General features: G+C 67.8%; 18 protein-coding genes. 10 read left to right on the top strand and 8 right to left on the bottom strand.

Annotation, left to right across the window (positions count from 1 at the left end; genetic code table 11):
* Positions 1 to 3 precede the first annotated feature (3 nt).
* Positions 4 to 915, bottom strand: coding sequence for a flagellin N-terminal helical domain-containing protein (locus tag CQW49_RS18695; protein WP_003614227.1), 912 nt, complete (start codon positions 913 to 915; stop codon positions 4 to 6).
* A 426-nt stretch (positions 916 to 1341) separates the two neighbouring features.
* Here CQW49_RS18695 and CQW49_RS18690 point away from each other — a divergent pair, with 426 nt between their 5' ends.
* Together CQW49_RS18690 and aat are read left to right on the top strand one after the other, a co-directional pair.
* Positions 1342 to 3288 carry an acyl CoA:acetate/3-ketoacid CoA transferase gene (locus CQW49_RS18690; RefSeq protein WP_003614229.1) on the top strand — a complete coding sequence of 649 codons (1947 nt, stop codon included), beginning with the start codon at positions 1342 to 1344 and terminating at the stop codon, positions 3286 to 3288.
* Positions 3289 to 3434: 146 nt separating this feature from the next.
* Entirely contained in the window at positions 3435 to 4100 is a 666-nt protein-coding gene (gene aat, locus CQW49_RS18685) for a leucyl/phenylalanyl-tRNA--protein transferase (protein ID WP_003614230.1), read from the top strand.
* 88 nt (positions 4101 to 4188) lie between these two features.
* Here aat and CQW49_RS18680 read toward each other — a convergent pair whose 3' ends face one another.
* Entirely contained in the window at positions 4189 to 4899 is a 711-nt protein-coding gene (locus CQW49_RS18680) for a DUF2155 domain-containing protein (RefSeq protein WP_003614231.1), read from the bottom strand.
* Positions 4900 to 5016: 117 nt separating this feature from the next.
* Positions 5017 to 5424, bottom strand: a complete 408-nt coding sequence (locus CQW49_RS18675) for an NADH:ubiquinone oxidoreductase subunit NDUFA12 (protein ID WP_004448531.1) — start codon at positions 5422 to 5424, stop codon at positions 5017 to 5019.
* Between the two features lie 212 nt (positions 5425 to 5636).
* Between CQW49_RS18675 and CQW49_RS18665 the strand changes: the two genes are divergently transcribed.
* The 5 genes from CQW49_RS18665 (at position 5637) to CQW49_RS18645 (ending at position 9334) form a co-directional block, all read left to right on the top strand.
* The gene (locus CQW49_RS18665; protein ID WP_004448532.1) at positions 5637 to 6020 is read left to right on the top strand and encodes a hypothetical protein; all 384 of its coding nucleotides are present in this window, start codon (positions 5637 to 5639) and stop codon (positions 6018 to 6020) included.
* Positions 6021 to 6201: 181 nt separating this feature from the next.
* On the top strand, positions 6202 to 6831 hold the full coding sequence (locus CQW49_RS18660; RefSeq protein ID WP_004448533.1) for a pentapeptide repeat-containing protein: 630 nt from the start codon (positions 6202 to 6204) through the stop codon (positions 6829 to 6831).
* 121 nt (positions 6832 to 6952) lie between these two features.
* The gene (locus CQW49_RS18655; protein WP_004448534.1) at positions 6953 to 7492 is read left to right on the top strand and encodes a retropepsin-like aspartic protease family protein; all 540 of its coding nucleotides are present in this window, start codon (positions 6953 to 6955) and stop codon (positions 7490 to 7492) included.
* A gap of 66 nt (positions 7493 to 7558) precedes the next feature.
* Positions 7559 to 7942 carry a GtrA family protein gene (locus CQW49_RS18650; protein ID WP_024749498.1) on the top strand — a complete coding sequence of 128 codons (384 nt, stop codon included), beginning with the start codon at positions 7559 to 7561 and terminating at the stop codon, positions 7940 to 7942.
* A gap of 225 nt (positions 7943 to 8167) precedes the next feature.
* Positions 8168 to 9334: a DUF3611 family protein gene (locus tag CQW49_RS18645; protein ID WP_004448536.1), complete on the top strand. Its 1167-nt coding sequence runs from the start codon at positions 8168 to 8170 to the stop codon at positions 9332 to 9334.
* 9 nt (positions 9335 to 9343) lie between these two features.
* On the opposite strand, the gene serB is transcribed toward CQW49_RS18645, so the two are convergent.
* Positions 9344 to 10249, bottom strand: a complete 906-nt coding sequence (serB, locus tag CQW49_RS18640; protein WP_004448537.1) for a phosphoserine phosphatase SerB — start codon at positions 10247 to 10249, stop codon at positions 9344 to 9346.
* A 29-nt stretch (positions 10250 to 10278) separates the two neighbouring features.
* On the opposite strand from serB, the gene miaA reads away from it, so the two are divergent.
* Positions 10279 to 11202, top strand: a complete 924-nt coding sequence (gene miaA / locus CQW49_RS18635) for a tRNA (adenosine(37)-N6)-dimethylallyltransferase MiaA (protein WP_004448539.1) — start codon at positions 10279 to 10281, stop codon at positions 11200 to 11202.
* Here miaA and CQW49_RS18630 read toward each other — a convergent pair.
* Both CQW49_RS18630 and CQW49_RS18625 read right to left on the bottom strand, forming a co-directional pair.
* Complete coding sequence (locus CQW49_RS18630) at positions 11118 to 12344, bottom strand: MFS transporter (protein ID WP_004448540.1); 1227 nt, start codon at positions 12342 to 12344, stop codon at positions 11118 to 11120. The genes miaA and CQW49_RS18630 overlap by 85 nt on opposite strands.
* A 10-nt stretch (positions 12345 to 12354) precedes the next feature.
* Positions 12355 to 13185: an RMD1 family protein gene (locus CQW49_RS18625; RefSeq protein ID WP_004448542.1), complete on the bottom strand. Its 831-nt coding sequence runs from the start codon at positions 13183 to 13185 to the stop codon at positions 12355 to 12357.
* 132 nt (positions 13186 to 13317) lie between these two features.
* Here CQW49_RS18625 and fdxA point away from each other — a divergent pair, with 132 nt between their 5' ends.
* Entirely contained in the window at positions 13318 to 13656 is a 339-nt protein-coding gene (gene fdxA, locus CQW49_RS18620; protein ID WP_004448543.1) for a ferredoxin FdxA, read from the top strand.
* Positions 13657 to 13957: 301 nt separating this feature from the next.
* Here fdxA and CQW49_RS24770 read toward each other — a convergent pair whose 3' ends face one another.
* Complete coding sequence (locus tag CQW49_RS24770) at positions 13958 to 14413, bottom strand: hypothetical protein (RefSeq protein WP_155931237.1); 456 nt, start codon at positions 14411 to 14413, stop codon at positions 13958 to 13960.
* A 529-nt stretch (positions 14414 to 14942) separates the two neighbouring features.
* Here CQW49_RS24770 and CQW49_RS18605 point away from each other — a divergent pair.
* Positions 14943 to 15686: a CarD family transcriptional regulator gene (locus CQW49_RS18605; protein ID WP_244441278.1), complete on the top strand. Its 744-nt coding sequence runs from the start codon at positions 14943 to 14945 to the stop codon at positions 15684 to 15686.
* Between the two features lie 172 nt (positions 15687 to 15858).
* On the opposite strand, the gene CQW49_RS18600 is transcribed toward CQW49_RS18605, so the two are convergent.
* On the bottom strand, positions 15859 to 16728 hold the full coding sequence (locus tag CQW49_RS18600) for an RNA polymerase factor sigma-32 (protein WP_004448549.1): 870 nt from the start codon (positions 16726 to 16728) through the stop codon (positions 15859 to 15861).
* Positions 16729 to 16747: the final 19 nt, after the last annotated feature.

Below are 16747 nucleotides of genomic sequence, written 5' to 3'. Positions count from 1 at the left end.
CGCTTACTGGAACAGCTTGAGAATCATCTGGCTGTTCTGGTTGGCGATCGACAGCGACTGCACGCCGAGCTGCTGCTGCGTCTGCAACGCCTGCAGGCGCGTCGACGCCTCGTTCATATCGGCGTCGACGAGCGAGCTGACGCCATTCGTGAGCGCCTCGTTGAGCGTCTTCATGAAGGTCGCCTGGCCGCTGACGCTGGTCTGCACGGCGCCGATCTGCGCGGAATATTGCGTGAGGTCGGCGATCGCCTTGTCGGCGTTCGACAGCGTGTCGGCGATGCTGGTCGAGCTGGAGACGCTGTTCGCGTCGAGAGCGGTGAAGTCGGTCGCGGCGCTCGCGCCGGTCGCCTGCTCGGTCTCGAGAATGCCGGAGCCCGCCGCCACCGCGGGCGAGGAGCCGCCGCCGCCGATCAACGCGGTCGCGTTCAGGTCGATCGTGTTGAGGCTCGAGCCCACAGAGCCCTTGCCGTCGGAATAGGAGGCGATGGAGTTGAACGTCGCGGACGAGCCGTCGAGCAGGTTGAGGCCGTTGAAATTGGCCGAGGCGACGATGCTGGAGAGCTGGCTGCTGAGGCCTTCGAGCGTCGTGCCGATCTTGGAGAGATCGGCGCCGGGCTGCGCCGCCTGCGCGACCTGCGACTTGATGTTGTTGATGACCGAGATGGTGTTGGTGATCGCGGTCGAGGCGATGTTGAGCACCGAGGAGCTGACGTTCAACGAATCGCTGATCGTCGACAGCACGCCCTGGTCCGACTTCATCGTCTGCGCGATGCCCCAGGTGGAGGCGTTATCGGCGGCGCTGGAGATCTTGAGGCCGGTAGAGATTTCCTTCTGCGTCGTCGCCAGCGACGACTGGGTCGAGCGCAGCGACTGGAGCGCGGTAATGGCGGAGGAGTTCGTCAGAATACTGGACATGACTCATCGATCCCTGGATGGGTGGAACCTGTGACGAATGGCATCCCGGTTTTTCACCGGCTCGACGGAAGCGGCATCATGCCTTGGGCGGCTCGCCCTATCCGAAACGACGCGCTCGGAGCGCCAGCGACACGATTGCTCGACTGGCTGCTGCACGAATAGCGCTGGCGTCAGAGTTAACGGGATAACCTTAACGAAGGGCTAATGCTTGACTCTGTTGGGCGGAAGCCTCTCCACGCGGACCCGCCGAGGGAGATCCGCCCTGCGGCGACGGGGTCCTTGCGACGCTATTGCGAAAAAGAGACGCGAACTCTAGTGTCGATCGCAACGAACGAGCCGGCGGCCGCCCGAGACGACGACGGGGGGAATAGAGCTCGCCTCCGCTTCGCCCGGGCGGGGGGACGACGACGAGGAAACGCGCAGGAAATGAACAAGAACAACAAGGTGATCACCGCCGACGAGGCGATTGCGCTGATCAGCGAGAACGACGTTCTGACCACGACCGGCTTCGTCCAGAGCTGCATTCCCGAGGCGCTGCACGCCGCGCTGGAGAAGCGCTTCGTCGAGACGGGAGGACCCAAGGGCCTCACGCTGATCATGACCGCCGGCGCCGGCGACAGCAAAGGGCTCGGCACCGGCCGCCTGCACCACGAGGGATTGCTGCGCCGCGTCATCGCCGGCAATTTCGGCCGCATGCCCAAGGTCGCCCAGGCCGCGCAGGAAAACAAGATCCTCGGCTACAACCTGCCGCAGGGCGTCATTTCCCAGCTCTACCGCGCCTGCGCCGCCGGCCAGCCGGGCCTCTTCTCCAAGGTGGGCCTCTACACTTACGTGGACCCGCGCTTCGGCGGCGGCCGCGTCAATGAGGTGACCACCGACGACATCGTCAAGCATGTCGTGATCGAGGGCGAGGAGTGGCTGTTCTACACCGCCACCAAGATCGACGTCGCCTTCATCCGCGGCACCAGCGCCGATCCCTCCGGCAATATCAGCATGGAGAAGGAGTCGCTGACGCTCGACGTGCTGGCCCAGGCCATGGCGGCGCACAATAATGGCGGGATCTGCATCGCCCAGGTCGAGCGCATCGTCGATTCCGGCTCGATCCGGCCCAAGGACGTGAAGGTCCCGGGCATTCTCGTCGACTGTGTGGTCGTCGCCGACCCGCCCGAGATGCACCGGATGAATTACGGCGTGATCTATAATCCGGCGCTCGCCGGCGAGATCCGCGTGCCGGTCGAGAGCATGGCCAAAATGCCGCTCGACGCGCGCAAGATCATCGCGCGGCGCGCCGCCTTCGAGCTGCCGCCGAACGGCGTCGTCAATCTCGGCGTCGGCGCGCCGGAGGGCATCGCCGCCGTCGCCAATGAGGAGAAGCTCACGCCCTTCATCACGCTCACCACCGAGGCGGGGGCGATCGGCGGCGTGCTGGCGTCCGGCTCCTCCTTCGGCTCGGCCACCAACGCCGACTCGATCATCGACCAGAACACTCAGTTCGACTTCTACGACGGCGGCGGCCTCGACATGACCTGCCTCGGCATGGCCGAATGCGACGAGCAGGGCAATGTGAACACCAGCCGCTTCGGCGGACGCCTCAACGGCTGCGGCGGCTTCATCAACATCAGCCAGAACGCGCGTAGCGTGGTCTTCGCCGGCACTTTCACCGCCGGCGGGCTGGACGTCGCCATCGAGGACGGCCAGGTGAAGGTCCTCAAGGAAGGCCGGGCGCGCAAATTCCTGAAATTCGTCGAGCAGGTGACCTTCAGCGGCAAATATGCGCAAAAGCGCGAGCAGCCGGTGATCTATGTGACCGAGCGCTGCGTGTTCCAGCTGAAGAAGGACGGACTCGAGCTGATCGAGGTCGCGCCGGGGATCGATATCGAGCGCGACATCCTCGCGCATATGGATTTCAAGCCGATCATCAAAGAGCCGATCCCGATGGACAAGCGGATCTTCATCGACGAGCCCATGGGGCTCATCTCCGATCTGCTCAATCTCGATCTGCAGGATCGCGTCAGCTATGACGCCGATCGCAACATCCAGTTTCTCAATCTCGAGGGCTGGAGCGCGCGGTCGAAGCGCGACATCGATGATCTGCGCAAGATGCTGATCGACGCCTGCCAGACCATCGGCAAGCGCGTCAATCAGGTCGTCAATCTCGACAACTTCCGTATCAGCGAGCATCTCTACGATTACTATGCAGAGATGATCCAATACATGCTGGAGAACTATTATCTAACGACCACGCGCTACACCACCAGCGCCTTCCTGCGGCTGAAGCTGAAGGAGGCGCTGAGCAAGCGCGGCATCGCCCCCCATGTGTTCGAGCGCAAGGAGGACGCGCACACCTTCCTCGAGGTGATCGGGGAGGGTTGATCTTCCGTTATTGCGAGCGCAGCGAAGCAGGGCCGCCGCACGCGGATTGCTTCGCCGCTCGCAATCTCGCCGCCGCTCGCAATGACGACGAAGGCATGACCATCGACGCTCTCGATTCTCCCGCGCATTGCGCTACAATCTGAAAGATGTCCCGCCCGAGCGCCAGCTACGCGATCACACCGCAGATTCTCCTGCGCGCCTATTCGATCGGCCTGTTTCCGATGGCCGAGAGCGCGGAGGAGGACCAGTTGTTCTGGGTCGACCCGCAGGAGCGCGCGATCTTTCCGCTCGACGCATTCAAGATCTCGCGCTCGCTCGCCAAGACGCTCCGCTCCGATCGGTTCGAGGTGCGCATCGACCAGGATTTCGAGGCCGTCATCGACGCCTGCGCGGCCTCGGCGCCCAAGCGCGAAAACACCTGGATCAACGCCGAGATCCGCCGTCTCTACCGTGAGTTATTCAATCTCGGCTTCGTCCATACGGTCGAATGCTGGCGAGAGGGGGCCTTGGTCGGGGGGCTCTATGGCGTCGCCATGCGCGCGGCTTTCTTCGGCGAGAGCATGTTCCACCGCGAGACCGACGCCTCCAAGGTCGCGCTCGCGCATCTCGTCGGGCGGCTGCGCAGCGGCGGCTTCCGCCTGCTCGACACACAATTCATAACGACGCATCTCGCCTCGCTCGGGGCGATCGAGATCAGCCGCGACGCCTATCACGATCTGCTCGAGCACGCGCTCGCTGCGCCGCCCCGCGCCGATCCCTGGCGCGACGAACTGCGCCTCTCCGGCCGCGATATTCTGGAGATTTTGACTTAACAGAGAGCGCGACGCGATCCTTCGGCCGCGCGCGGCGGCTCTGGATTGCTTCGCTTGCGCTCGCACTGACGTCCGCGCTGCGAGCGCCTCAGAACGGAAACAGTGGCGAGGGCGCGTTCTGTCGCGGCTCCGCGGCAGGCGGCGGCTGGTTTCGCGACTTCTTTTTCGATTTCTTCTTTTCGGGCGGCGCCGCCGGCGGCGGCTCGGCGCCGTCCTCGCCGATCGGCGCCTCGGGCGCGACCGAATCGCGCGGACCGATGGGCGCGGCCTCGATCGGCGTCGGCGCAACCGGCTCGACCTTGCGCGAGCGCGAGCGCTTCTTCTCGACCGGGGCGGGCGTGGCGGCGGCGGGATCGGCGGCCGCAGGCTCGGCCGAAGCCGGCGCCTGCACGATCTCCTTGCCGCCCTTGCAGTCGGTCAGCCACACGTCATAGACCGAATGCTCGACGCCATGCAGGCCCGGGCTCGCCGCGAACATCCAGCCGGAGAAAATGCGCTTGGCCTCGTTCTTGGCCGGGTCCTGATCATCGACCTCGACGAAGCTGGTCGTCTGCGGCGCCTCGGTCTGCGGCCGCGTGTTGCAGACGCGCGGCGTGATTTGGAGCGAGCCGAACTGCACGGTCTCGTCGATGGCCACATCGAAATTGATGATGCGGCCGGTGGTCTTGTCGAGCCCGGCGAAGACCGCGGTCGGATGGCGGATCGGATCGGCGGCGGCGCCGGCGCAGAGGCCGAGGGCCGCGGCCCCGGCGAGCGGGAGGCGGCGCAGGATCGCGCGAAGGCTGGAGCGGAACGTCATATCGAGCAAGGCTTCCGATCTCGAAGCCGGGCGAAGCGCCCGACCCTTTTGCGCCCGACAACGAGCATGAGAAGCGTGGCGGATCGATGGTCGCGCGCGATTTGGCCGGCGTCGCGCTCAGCCTTCCGGCGTCCAGGCCTGATAATCGCCGCCGGCCGGCGCGCGCCGTCCCGTGGCGAGAATCGATCCCGGCGGCCGATAGGCCGCGGGCGTGCCGGTCAGATTGGGCATATGCGGCAGCTCCCACTCCCGCGGCTCGTATTTCTCGTCGGTCGGCGGCGTGTCGACCGTGTGATGGAGCCAGCCATACCAGCCGGGCGGCGTCGCCGAGCCCTCGGCATAGCCTTTGTAGATCACCCAGCGGCGCTCGAAGCCGAGCGCCTTGTCCTTCTTGCCGCCCCGACGCCGGTAATAGACATTGCCGAATTCGTCCGAGCCGACGCGCTCGCCATAGAGCAGCGTCCACAGGCCGGTGCTGAGCGTCGCCTTGTTCCACCAGGTGAAGAAGCGAATGATGTAGGACATGTCGCGAGCGTCCTCGAGATTGCGTGGCCCCTTATTGCGTCACTCGCGCGCGATGTCCAGTCGCGAGGCGTTCGGACATGCGCCGGACGCGCGCGTGGACCGTCGCCTGGACTGTCGCGTGGACTTGGCCGCAGGCGAATTTGGGCATAAATCGCTCGAGGAGAAAGGCGCGGCGAGCCGCGAGCAGATGGTCGCGCCGAGGAGCAGAACCCATGTCCGAGGCGCCGTTCGACCTCAGCCTCGCCGCCGACGGCGAGGGCTTCGTCCTCAGCCGCACCGGCGACGACGGCGTGACGACCCGCATTCCTCTCACGCCAGCCGATATTCTCTCGCTGACGCGTTCGGCGCTGGAGCTGCGCGAGAAGAGCCTTTCCGCCCGCCGGCCGGCGAGCGGCGCTGTCGAGGCCGTGCTGGCGTCGCCGGTCCGCGAGGCGACGCTCGCCCGCGAGATGCTCGGCGACCATGTGCTGCTGACGCTGACCGCGCCCGACGGCGATCGCGCGAGCTTCGCTCTGCCGCTCGAGGTCGCCGCCGATGTCTCGACGCGGCTCTCGGCGCTGCTCGAATCGGCGCCGCCGACGCTCTCGCGCCAATAAGAGAGAGTCTTCAGGCACTGCCGCGCCGGGCGGATGCGGCGCGGCGCATCGACGCGGCGGCGCGGGCGGCGGCCTGACGTCCCTTCCGGTTTTTCCTGCCGGCCCGGAAAATCTCTCCCATTGCGCGCCTCGTTCCGGCGGCAGATGCTCGCCCCTCGACCCACTCCGGCCAAGGTCACGAATGTTCGCTCCGAGGCGTTTCGCCCTTCTCTGCTGCTGTCTCCCGCTCATGCTCGGCGCCGCCGCCGCGTCCGAGCTGACGCGCCCGCAGATCGAGCAGCGGCTGGCGCAGGGCAAGAAGGGCGCGGCCGATTTCGCCGATCTCGACCTCTCCGGCGCCGATCTCCATGGCCTCGATATGTCCGGCGCCGATTTCTTCTCGGCGCGGCTCGCCGGCGCCGATCTCTCCGGCGCGCGCCTCGCCGGCGCGAATTTCACCCGCAGCGATCTGCAGAACGCCGATCTCCGCGGCGCCGATCTCCGCGGCGCGACGCTCTATGCGGCGCTGCTCGACAAATGCGATTTCTCCGGCGCCGATCTGACGCGCGCGCGCATCATCGGCGGCGGACGCGGCGTCAAATTCGTGAAGGCGAAGCTCGTCGACGCCGATCTCGGCGCCGACCCGGCCAATCAGGGCATGGTCCCGGTGCGGGCGGAGCTGCCCGAGGCGGATTTCGACGGCGCCGACCTCACCCGCGCCAACCTCACCCACGCCGTGCTCACATCGGCGCGCTTCGGCTCCGCGATCGTGACCGACGCGCGCTTCGATTACGCGGTGCTCGACGGCGCCGACATCGTTTTGACGCGGTGAGCGCCAAGGCTCGCGACACAATCTCGCGGAATGCGGAGAATTCGAAGCTTCCGCTTAAAGGAGGCGCAGGCTCTGCGCCTTAGCCTCCTCGCCTCGACGCGCTCCGCCAGAGGCTTTCGTCATGCTCGCATCCGTCTTGAGAACCGCGATCGGCGCCGTCATCGCGGCGGTCGTCATCGCGCAGCTGTCGATGCAATTCGTCTCCCGCGCTCGCAGCAAGTCCCCGGAGGCGCAGATCGCGCAGCCGATGCGCGCGCCCAGCGCCTCCTACGCCGCGCCGACGCCGTTTCGCGGCGAGGCGACGATCGCCGCCGATCGCCTCGGGCAATATGCGACCGAGGTCGAGGTCAATGGCGCGCCCGTGCACATGCTGGTCGACACCGGCGCGAGCTCGGTGGTGCTCTCCTATGACGACGCCGCGGCCGCCGGCTTCTATCCCGGGCCGGGCGACTTCAAATTCTCGGCGCAGACCGCCAATGGCGTCTCGCGCATGGCGCGCGTGCGGCTGCGCCAGATGCGGCTCGGCGCGATCGCGCTCGACAATGTCGACGCCTATGTCGCCGATCGCGGCGCGCTGGGCGCGAGCCTGCTGGGCATGACCTTCCTCTCGCGCCTGTCGCATTTCGAGGCCGCCTCCGGCCGCATGCTGCTTCGACAGTAGCGAAGCGATGCGAGCCTGAAGGCTCGCCCCCTCGCCCTGTGACGCGAAACATGCGACATGACGGGCATGTCGTTGCGTCGTCAGATCACCGTTTTCGCGCTCGTCGGCGTCGTCGCGACGCTGCTTCATTATGTCGTGCTGATCGCCCTCGTCGAGCTCGCCGAGCGCCCGCCGGTGATGGCGGCTCTCTGCGGCTATGTCGTCGGCGGCATCGTCTCCTATGGCCTCAACCGCCGCCATACTTTCGCGAGCGATCGTCCGCATGAGGAGGCGACATGGCGCTTCGCCCTCGTCGCCTTCGTCGGCTTCTGCCTCACTTATCTCTTCATGGATGTCTTCGTCGCGCGGCTCGGCGCGCCTTATCTGCCGGCGCAAATGGCGACGACCGGCGTCGTCTTCTTCTGGTCCTTCGTCGCCAATCGGCTGTGGACGTTTCGTCCGGCCGAGTAAGCTGCGGACGGCCGTCATTGCGAGCGAAGCGAAGCAATCCAGTGCCGCGGGGCGACTCCTGGATTGCTTCGTCGCTTCGCTCCTCGCAATGACGGACCGCCTACTGCCTACTCCCTGCTGAGCGAATCTATCGCCGCGCGGCCTCGAATCGCGACGGCGGCGATCTATCTGAGACGCAAACGCCAGCGCCGCCGCGACGCCGGCATTGCGATCGGATCTTTTGCAATGCGCCCCAATATCGCCCGCGCCGTTTTCGTTCTGCTGCTGCTGACCAGCATCCTGCTGCTGGCGCTCGGCTGGCTCGCCGCCGGATCGTCGCCGCCGATGCGCGCGACGCTCTACGGCCTGCACGTCTCGCTCGGCGTGCTGGCGTCGGCGGCGCTGCTCGCGGCGATCGTCCTGCGCATCGTTGCGCCGCCTCCTCCCTATCCGGCGCATTGGCCACGCTGGCGGCGCGCCATCGGCGGCTTATCGGAGCTGCTGATCTATCTCGCGCTCATCGGGCTCGTCGCGACCGGGGCGCTGTGGGCGGCCTATAGCGGCGCCGCGCTGCATGTCTTCGGCGCGCCGCTCCCGGTTTCCGATCTCGCCGACCCACCGCTGGCGCAGGCGCTCGGTCCGCTCGGCGACATCGCCCGCGCCTTCGACGTCGGCGCGACGCCGACGTCGGACGCGCTTCTCGCCGGCCATCGCTGGCTGTCTTTCCTACTGGCCGCGGCGATCATCGCGCATCTCGCGGCCGGCGCGCCGAGCCGCTTCCGGGCGCAGCGGGCGGCGCTTTCCGCCGCGCTGGTCGTGACGGACGCTCCCGCGCCGGGCGCCACCGGCCTCGCGAGCCATATGCGCCTGCTCGGCTGGGCGCAGTTCTGGATTCAGATCGCTATCGCGCTCGCGAGCGGCGTGCTGCTGCAATTCTCCACCTCGGGCCGCGCCTTCAGCCCCAGCGTGTCCGGCTTCGGCGACGCGATCTATTGGAGCTTCTACGCCTTCCTGCTGCTCTGCGTCGCGACCGCGCTCGCCTATTGCTACACACGCGCCGCGCGACGGGTCGCGGCGCGCGCCGATTATTTCGATGAGGGGCGCGGACACGCCTCCTGGCTGCTCACCGCCGGGCTCGCGATCGGCCTCGCCGGCACGCTCATCTCCTTCATCGGACTGTCGCTGAGCATTTCTCTGCTGATCGCCAAGACCGTGTCGCAGCCGCCCGGCATCGCCATCACCGACCCGTCGAAGATCATCCGCGCGCTCGACGTCTTCATTCTGCTCGTCAATTTCGCTCTGCTGCTCGCCCATTTCGTCGGCACGGGCGTCGCGGCCTGGCTGGCGGCGGGCGCGTCGCGGGCGCGCTTCCGCTCGATCGCCGCGCGCCTGCCGCTGGCGAAGAGCGCGTGAGCGCGAGCCTCACGCGACGAAATCGGCGCGCCGATAGCCTTGCGCGAACAGCAGAGCGGTGAGATCGGCGCGGTCTATGCGCGCGTGTGCGGCGGCGGCGACCTTCGGCTTCGCATGAAAAGCGACGCCGAGCCCGGCGGCCTCCAGCATGTCGAGATCATTGGCGCCGTCGCCCACGGCGAGCGTCTCCGCCGGCTGCAATCCCAATTGCGCGCGCAGCGCCTCCAGCGCCTCGCGCTTGGCGCTCGCGCCGCGGATCGGCGGCGTCACCGCGCCGGTGAGACGGCCGTCGCGCGTCTCCAGAAGGTTGGCGCGCGCCTCGTTAAAGCCGAGCCGCGCCGCAATGGGCTCGGCGAAACAGGTGAAGCCGCCGGTGACGAGCGCAGCATAGGCGCCGTTTGCGCGCATGGTGGCGAGAAGCGTCCGGGCGCCGGGAGTCGGCGTCACGCGCTCGCGCAGAATGGTCTCGACGATGGCGACGTCGAGCCCGGCGAGCAGGGCCACGCGATCGCGCAGCGCCGATTCGAAATCGAGCTCGCCGCGCATGGCGCGGGCGGTGATCGGCGCGACGCGCTCGCGCAGCCCGGCGTAAGCGGCGAGCTCGTCGACGCATTCCTGCGCGATCATCGTCGAATCCATGTCGGCGACGATGAGTCGCTTGCGCCGTTTCGCCTTCTCCTGCACGACGACGTCGACGCCGGCCGCATCGGCCGCCGCCTGCAGCGCCGCGCGCGCCTGCGGCAGAGCCTGCGGCGCAAGCATAAAGCTCGCATCGGCGGCGACGCCGGGCTCCAGCCAGTCGATCGCGACGGCGCCGACGGCCGCGCACCAGCCCATCACCGCCTCGGCCGAGAGCCTCGGACCGTCCGCGGCGGCGATGAAGGTGGCGACATGGTCGATGAGCGCTTTTGACATTTCGCTCGTTTTGCGTTGCGAAGGGCCCCATGAGGCGCTCCATTCTCATCGCAGGACCGACGGCCAGCGGCAAGTCCGCTCTGGCGCTCGCCATCGCGCAACGCATCGGCGGCGTGATCGTCAACGCGGATTCGATGCAGGTCTATCGCGACCTGCGCATTCTCACCGCCCGCCCGACGCCGGAAGAGGAGGGACGCGTTCGCCATCTCCTGTTCGGCCATGTCGACGCCGGCGTGAATTATTCCGTTGGCCGCTGGCTCGAGGATTTTCGCCGCGTGCTCGACGAGCTGGAGCGCGAGGGCGCGACGCCGATCGTCGCCGGCGGCACCGGCATGTATTTCAAGGCGGCGCTCTACGGCCTCTCCGACATTCCGCCCGTGCCGGACTCCATCCGCGAGAAAATCCGCGCCGAAGCGCAAGGACGCGCGCCGGAGTTTTTGCACGCGCGCCTCGCCGAGCGCGACCCCGAGACGGCGGCGCGGCTGCGCCCGACCGACCCGCAGCGCATTTTGCGCGCGCTCGAGGTGCTGGAGGCGACAGGGCGCCCCCTCGCCTCCTTTCATAACGCGCGCTCGGCGCCGCTGCTGGACGCCGCCGCTTGCCTCGCCTTCTTTCTCGCGCCGCCGCGCGATGCGCTCCATGCGCGGATCGACGCGCGTTTCGACGCGATGCTTCGGCAGGGCGCGCTCGACGAGGTGCGGGCGCTCGGCGCGCGCGCGCTCGATCCCGCACTACCGGCGATGCGCGCGCATGGCGCGCCGCATCTCATGCGCTTCATGCGCGGCGAGATGTCGCTCGAGGCGGCGGCGGCGCAGGGCAAGCTCGACACCCGCCATTATTCGAAGCGGCAATTCACCTTCGCCCGCCATCAGCTGCCGTCGTTCCGCTGGATCGACGCAGGCGAGACGGAAGCGGCGACCCTGGCGGCGGCGCGCTTTTGCGCTTCATCATAGCCGTCCTTGCGCGCCGCGAGGACGAGCTGGACCGCGCCGAGAAGCGAGACGCCGCCGACGAGGGCGTAGAAGAGGCCGAGCGGCGCGAGGGGCGCGAGCGCGCCGAACAGAAAGGACGTCGAGCAGATGCCGAGGTTCAGCAAGCTCGCATGATAGGAGTTGATCGTGCCGCGAAACCGCGCCGACATGCCGCTGAGGCGCGCATGATGTAGCGGGCCGCCGCAGCCATAACCGAAAGCCCAGGGCAATCCGATGAGCGCGAGCTCGACGACGGAATGCGCCGGCAGCGCGAAGGCGAGGACGCCAGCCGAGGCGGTGAAGCAGGCGAGCGGGAGGGCCCGCTCCGCCAGCGCGTCTCGCACGGAGGGGCCGGCGAGATTGCCGGCGATGGTGACGAGGCCGAAGAAGCCAGCCAGGAGGCCGGCGTCGGTGGGCGAGAGCGCGAGCTTGCGCGCCGCCACATCGGCGACGACGACGCCGAAGCCCGCGACCCATCCGAGCCAGAAATAGCTGGCCGAGAGACGCCGCAGCACGCCCGGCGTCGCCAGCGCCGCTCGGTGCGTCGCGGCGAGCGAGCCGGACGCCGCATGGGCGTGGCCGGGTCGAAACGCGGCCGTGACCGCGAGAAAGGCGAGCGCCGCGAGAAGGGCGAGAAGATAATAGGCCCATCGCCAGCCGAAGCGGTCGGCGACGGCGCCGGCGATCGAGGGCGTGATCACGAAGGCCGACATCAGCCCGACGAAGACGCGCGCCGTGAGTCTGTCGACCTCGCGCCCCGAGGCGGAATCGGCGACGAGCGACAGCGCATTGGGCTGAATGACCGCTCCGCAGAGGCCGCAGAGGGCCGAGAGCGCGACCGCCGCGGCGAGATCCGGCGCGTTCGGCAGAGCCGCGGAGAGCGCGGCGAAGCCGAGGAGACCGGCCTGCAACGGCCGTTTGCGCCCGAGCCGGTCGGACAGGGGCCCGGCGAGAATGGCGAAGCCGCCATAAGCGAGGCCATAGGCGGCGGGAAGAAAAGCGATCGCCGCCGGCGCGACGCCGAAATCGGGCGCCATGGCGGTCATCAGCGGCCCGGCGACCACCTCCGCCGAGCCGACGAGGAACAGCGCCGCCGCCAGGATCGCGAGCTGGCCGAGGGTCAAGCGCGCGCTCTCAATGCGCCCGCAGAATGAAGATTTGGAACAGCGACAGCACGATCTCGGCCAGAATGAGCACGATGATCGTCGCCTCGAGCCGGACCGAGCGGTCAACGTCGATGATCTCGGTCAGAGCGCGCGCAGTCTCGCCGATCACCTCGATCTTCGCCTTCAGGGTCTCGCCGCGCGCCTCGAGCTCATATTCGTCCTCGAGGCGCGCGTAGAGGCGCTCGAGATCGGGCCGGTCCCACAGCACATCGGGCTTGTCGTCGACGGCGACGCGCCCGGAGACGCGATGCCGCACCAGCAGCGTCTGGCCGATCAGCTCCAGCATGGCGCGGCGGCCGGAGGGCGGCCGGCCCTTGCTGGCGAGCTCGGCGGCGAAGGGCTCGATCGTGTCGAACACGGCGTTGACGCGCCGCTCGTCGCGGGCCAGCGCCACGCTCTTGGCCAAAGCGTCGGCGACGACCAGCAGCCGCTCGCCCGATGTGTCCTTGACGGCGAGGCGCCCGTTGGCGAGCAGACGATCGTCGCTCTCGGGCGCAATCTCCAGCACCAGCGTCTCGTCGTCGCTCTGCTCGGCGGCGCCGGCGACGCGCGCGCCGACCCTCGCCACGATCTCGTCCTCCTCGAGCGGCGTGAGGCCGAACAGCACCGCGACGCCGAATCGGTAGAGCACGACGAATCCGGACTGGCCGGCGGGAAAGGCCAGCGGCGAGGTGGAGACGAGATCGGCGCGCTCGAGCCCGCCCGTGTCGATTCGGTCGCCGAGCAGCAGCGCGCGCGCCGTCACGCAGCGCAGCGCGGGCGGCGCGGCTAGTTCGGACGTCGGCTGCAAATCCGCCATGAGCGATTCCCTTCCAATCCCCTTAAGGATATCATGCCGCGCGCGCAGGAGGCGAGTGGCCTCGCGCGTGACAGGCCGCTTGCGCAATCGCGGCAAAAACGCTAGCTAGCCCGCGCTGGTCGAGGACGCCCCATGCCTTATGTCGTCACGGAAAACTGCATCAAGTGCAAATATATGGATTGCGTGGAAGTTTGTCCCGTGGACTGCTTCTATGAAGGCGTCAACATGCTGGTCATCCATCCGGACGAATGCATCGACTGCGGCGTGTGCGAGCCCGAATGCCCGGCCGAGGCGATCAAGCCGGACACGGAGCCGGACCTCGAGAAATGGATGGCGCTCAACGCGGAATATGCGCAGGTCTGGCCCAATGTGACGATCAAGCGCGATCCGCCGGCCGACGCCAAGGAATGGGACGGCAAGCCGGGCAAGCTCGAATCGGGCTTCTCGCCAGAGCCCGGCCAGGGCGACTGACGCGCCGGCGAACGAATCGGATTCGTTCGCAATTTCAAGCATGATCGGCCGGGCCAGGGTAACCATGCCGCAAAGCGTCGGCGGGCTCCCTTTGATTTTCGCCGTCCGGCGTGATATACAAAGCATTAACGAATAGCGTTCGGGCGCAGGGGCGCAAAGGTCGCGTTTTGCCGATCGGGAAAACGCGCGAATCGCCGTGGCGTCGGGAACCGATCGGGGACGATGTCCGAGAGCGTCGCGTCGGTTCCGAAGAGTGAAGCGTCGAGCTTTCGCCAGTTCAAAGCATGCGCGGTCGTTGGCGCTATCCTGGCCGGGGCGCGGCTTCGCTTCCTGGCCGCGTGGCTTTCCGTCCCGTCTCCACAGCGGGACAAGATGAGGAGTACCCGCGTATGCCCTCCAGCAAGAAGTCCGCGAAAAATCGCAAGGCGCCGGCGAGCGCGACGCGCGGCGCGAGGGATGCGGAAGCCAAATCGAGCCGGTCCCGGACCGCGAGCGCCGCCGCCAAGAGCGCGGCCACGAAAAGCGTCGGCGGCAAGAGCATCGGCAAGACGAACGCAGGCAAGACGAGCGCAAGCAAGGCAGGGGCCGGCGCCAAATCGAAGGCCGGCGCGGAAAAGCGGACCATGAAGACGGCCGCCGCCAAGACGGCGAAGACCGCCGCCTCCAAGACGTCGGCCAGAACGGAAACGGCCGCCAGAACGGAGACGGTCAAGTCGGCGACGGCTCGGTCCACGGCCAGGACGGCGGCGAAGACCAAGTCGAGCTCCGCGCGCGCGGCGCAGACCACGGAACGGACGCGGACGAGATCGAAGGCCGCTGAGCGAGCGACGGCGCAGCCCGCCGAGCGAACGAGACACGGGACGGCGGCGCCGGCTCGCAGCGCCGCCTCCGCCCACAAGGCGCGCGGCGCATCGGCCGCGATCGAGACGCCGGCGACGGAAAAGATTCGCGTAAAGGCCGAACGCCCGGCGCAGGCGACGACGACGGAAACTCGGCCCGTCGCACAGGCAGAGACGACCGCGCGCAAGAGCGCCGCGGCCAAGTCACGCACGGATACGCGCGCTGCGACGCCGCGCGCGGAGATCCGCGATCAGCTCCCCGCCGCGGCGACGCCCGGCGCAACAGAGGAGGGTTCTCGAACGAAACCCGCGCGGGACAACTCGACCACCCCATCCGTCGTCCAGCCGGCCGCCGTTTCGTCCGTCGCCCCGAGCGGCGTGGAGACGAACGAAAGCGCGGCGGCGGCGACGCCCGTTTCAACTCCAGCTTCGAGCGAAACCATTCCAGTGGCAAAAACGACCCCAGGAAAGGCGATCAACGCCAAAACCTCGCCGGCGCAAAGACCAGCGGCCCCCGCTCCGGCGGTCTCCGCGAGCGCGGCCCTTTCGCCCAAGGCCATGGTCGCGGCGCGCGCCGCAGCCGCCGCCCCCGCCAAGGCCAAGGCGCCCGCCGCCGCCAAGCTGGGATTCAAGACGAATGAATTCATCGTCTATCCGGCCCATGGCGTCGGTCAGATCATGGCCATAGAGACGCAAGAGGTGGCGGGCTTCAGCCTGGAGCTGTTCGTCGTCCATTTCGTCAAGGACAAGATGACGCTGAAGGTGCCGGTCAGCAAGGTCGCGGCCGTCGGCATGCGCAAGCTCGCCGAGCCGGACGTCGTCGAAAAGGCGCTCGGCACGCTGACCGGACGGGCGCGCGTCAAGCGCACCATGTGGTCGCGGCGCGCGCAGGAATATGAGGCCAAGATCAATTCCGGAGATCTCGTCACCATCGCCGAGGTGGTCCGCGACCTCTATCGCTCCGACACGCAGCCCGAGCAGTCCTATTCCGAGCGTCAGCTCTACGAGGCCGCGCTCGACCGCATGGCCCGGGAAGTGGCGGCGGTGCGCAAGCTGATCGACTCCGAATCGCTGAAGCTGATCGAGTCCTTCCTGGCGAAGAGCCCACGCCGTGGCCAGAAGAGCGAGGACGCCTCCGACGAGGCGACCGACGGCGAAGACGGCGACGAGGACGTCGAAGCCGCCGCCTGAGGGCGGAACCGACGGGGAGAAATGAAAAGCGCGGCCCTGACGGGGCTGCGCTTTTTTCGTGCGTCATTCGCGTCCCGATCAGCCGGGGCGAAGCGACAAAGCAAATTATCCAGGTCGCCTCACGGCTCTGGATTGCTTCGCTCCGCTCGCAATGACGGGCGTAAGTGACGGCCTATTCGGCCGGAGCCTGATCCTGCGCGCGCACCAGAGCCTTGCGCAATTTGCACAGGGCGCGATTCTCGATCTGGCGGACCCGCTCCTTGGAAATGCCGAGCCGATCGCCGAGCGATTCCAAAGTGACGAGGCTCTCGCTGAGGCGCCGCTCCTGGACGATACGCAGCTCGCGCTCGGACAAAAGCTTCAGGGCGTCGGCGAGCCAGCGCGCGCGGCGATCGGAGTCGAGCCGATCCTCGACGATCTCGTCGGGCAGCGGCCGGTCGTCGACGAGGAAATCCATGCGCTCCGCCGAACTCGCCGAATCATCCTCGATCAGCTGGCTGTTGAGCGAGACGTCGGAGCCGGCGAGCCGCGAGTTCATGAGCTCGACATCGGCGCGCGAGACGCCGATCGCGCCGGCGATGGCGTCGAAGGCGTCGCCCGATTCGGCCGCCGTCTGCGGAGCGTGGGCGAGCTTGGCGCGCAGCCGGCGCAGATTGAAGAACAGCGCTTTCTGCGAGGAGCTGGTGCCGCCGCGCACGATCGACCAGTTGCGCAGCACATAGTCCTGGATCGAGGCGCGAATCCACCAGGTGGCGTAAGTGGAGAAACGTACGTCGCGCTCGGGCGCGAAGCGGGCCGCCGCCTCGAGCAGGCCGACATGACCTTCCTGAACGAGATCGGCGACGGGCAATCCGTAATGACGGAAGCGCACCGCGAGGGCGATGACGAGACGCATATGCGCCGAGGCGAGCTTGTGGAGCGCGACGCCGTCACGTCGGTCCTTCCAGGCTATCGCCAGCTGCTTTTCTTCCTCGCGCTCGAGAAAAGGCGCTTCCATCGCGGCCTTCACGAGCTCGCGTCCAACTCCGGGCAAATACGCCATCAACGCCTCCGCGGGGCCT

This window comes from Methylosinus trichosporium OB3b (assembly GCF_002752655.1).
Taxonomy (GTDB): Bacteria; Pseudomonadota; Alphaproteobacteria; order Rhizobiales; family Beijerinckiaceae; genus Methylosinus; species Methylosinus trichosporium.
The sequence above is the reverse complement of the archived record's forward strand: the minus strand, read 5'-3'. Positions and strand labels throughout refer to the sequence as shown.

What these genes read in the sequence shown, in the direction of transcription:
- CQW49_RS18695 (WP_003614227.1), bottom strand. Translation starts at nt 915, where the DNA reads ATGTCCAGTATTCTGACGAACTCCTCCGCCATTACCGCGCTCCAGTCG.
- CQW49_RS18690 (WP_003614229.1), top strand. Translation starts at nt 1,342, where the DNA reads ATGAACAAGAACAACAAGGTGATCACCGCCGACGAGGCGATTGCGCTG.
- aat (WP_003614230.1), top strand. Translation starts at nt 3,435, where the DNA reads ATGTCCCGCCCGAGCGCCAGCTACGCGATCACACCGCAGATTCTCCTG.
- CQW49_RS18680 (WP_003614231.1), bottom strand. Translation starts at nt 4,899, where the DNA reads ATGACGTTCCGCTCCAGCCTTCGCGCGATCCTGCGCCGCCTCCCGCTC.
- CQW49_RS18675 (WP_004448531.1), bottom strand. Translation starts at nt 5,424, where the DNA reads ATGTCCTACATCATTCGCTTCTTCACCTGGTGGAACAAGGCGACGCTC.
- CQW49_RS18665 (WP_004448532.1), top strand. Translation starts at nt 5,637, where the DNA reads ATGTCCGAGGCGCCGTTCGACCTCAGCCTCGCCGCCGACGGCGAGGGC.
- CQW49_RS18660 (WP_004448533.1), top strand. Translation starts at nt 6,202, where the DNA reads ATGTTCGCTCCGAGGCGTTTCGCCCTTCTCTGCTGCTGTCTCCCGCTC.
- CQW49_RS18655 (WP_004448534.1), top strand. Translation starts at nt 6,953, where the DNA reads ATGCTCGCATCCGTCTTGAGAACCGCGATCGGCGCCGTCATCGCGGCG.
- CQW49_RS18650 (WP_024749498.1), top strand. Translation starts at nt 7,559, where the DNA reads ATGTCGTTGCGTCGTCAGATCACCGTTTTCGCGCTCGTCGGCGTCGTC.
- CQW49_RS18645 (WP_004448536.1), top strand. Translation starts at nt 8,168, where the DNA reads ATGCGCCCCAATATCGCCCGCGCCGTTTTCGTTCTGCTGCTGCTGACC.
- serB (WP_004448537.1), bottom strand. Translation starts at nt 10,249, where the DNA reads ATGTCAAAAGCGCTCATCGACCATGTCGCCACCTTCATCGCCGCCGCG.
- miaA (WP_004448539.1), top strand. Translation starts at nt 10,279, where the DNA reads ATGAGGCGCTCCATTCTCATCGCAGGACCGACGGCCAGCGGCAAGTCC.
- CQW49_RS18625 (WP_004448542.1), bottom strand. Translation starts at nt 13,185, where the DNA reads ATGGCGGATTTGCAGCCGACGTCCGAACTAGCCGCGCCGCCCGCGCTG.
- fdxA (WP_004448543.1), top strand. Translation starts at nt 13,318, where the DNA reads ATGCCTTATGTCGTCACGGAAAACTGCATCAAGTGCAAATATATGGAT.
- CQW49_RS18600 (WP_004448549.1), bottom strand. Translation starts at nt 16,728, where the DNA reads ATGGCGTATTTGCCCGGAGTTGGACGCGAGCTCGTGAAGGCCGCGATG.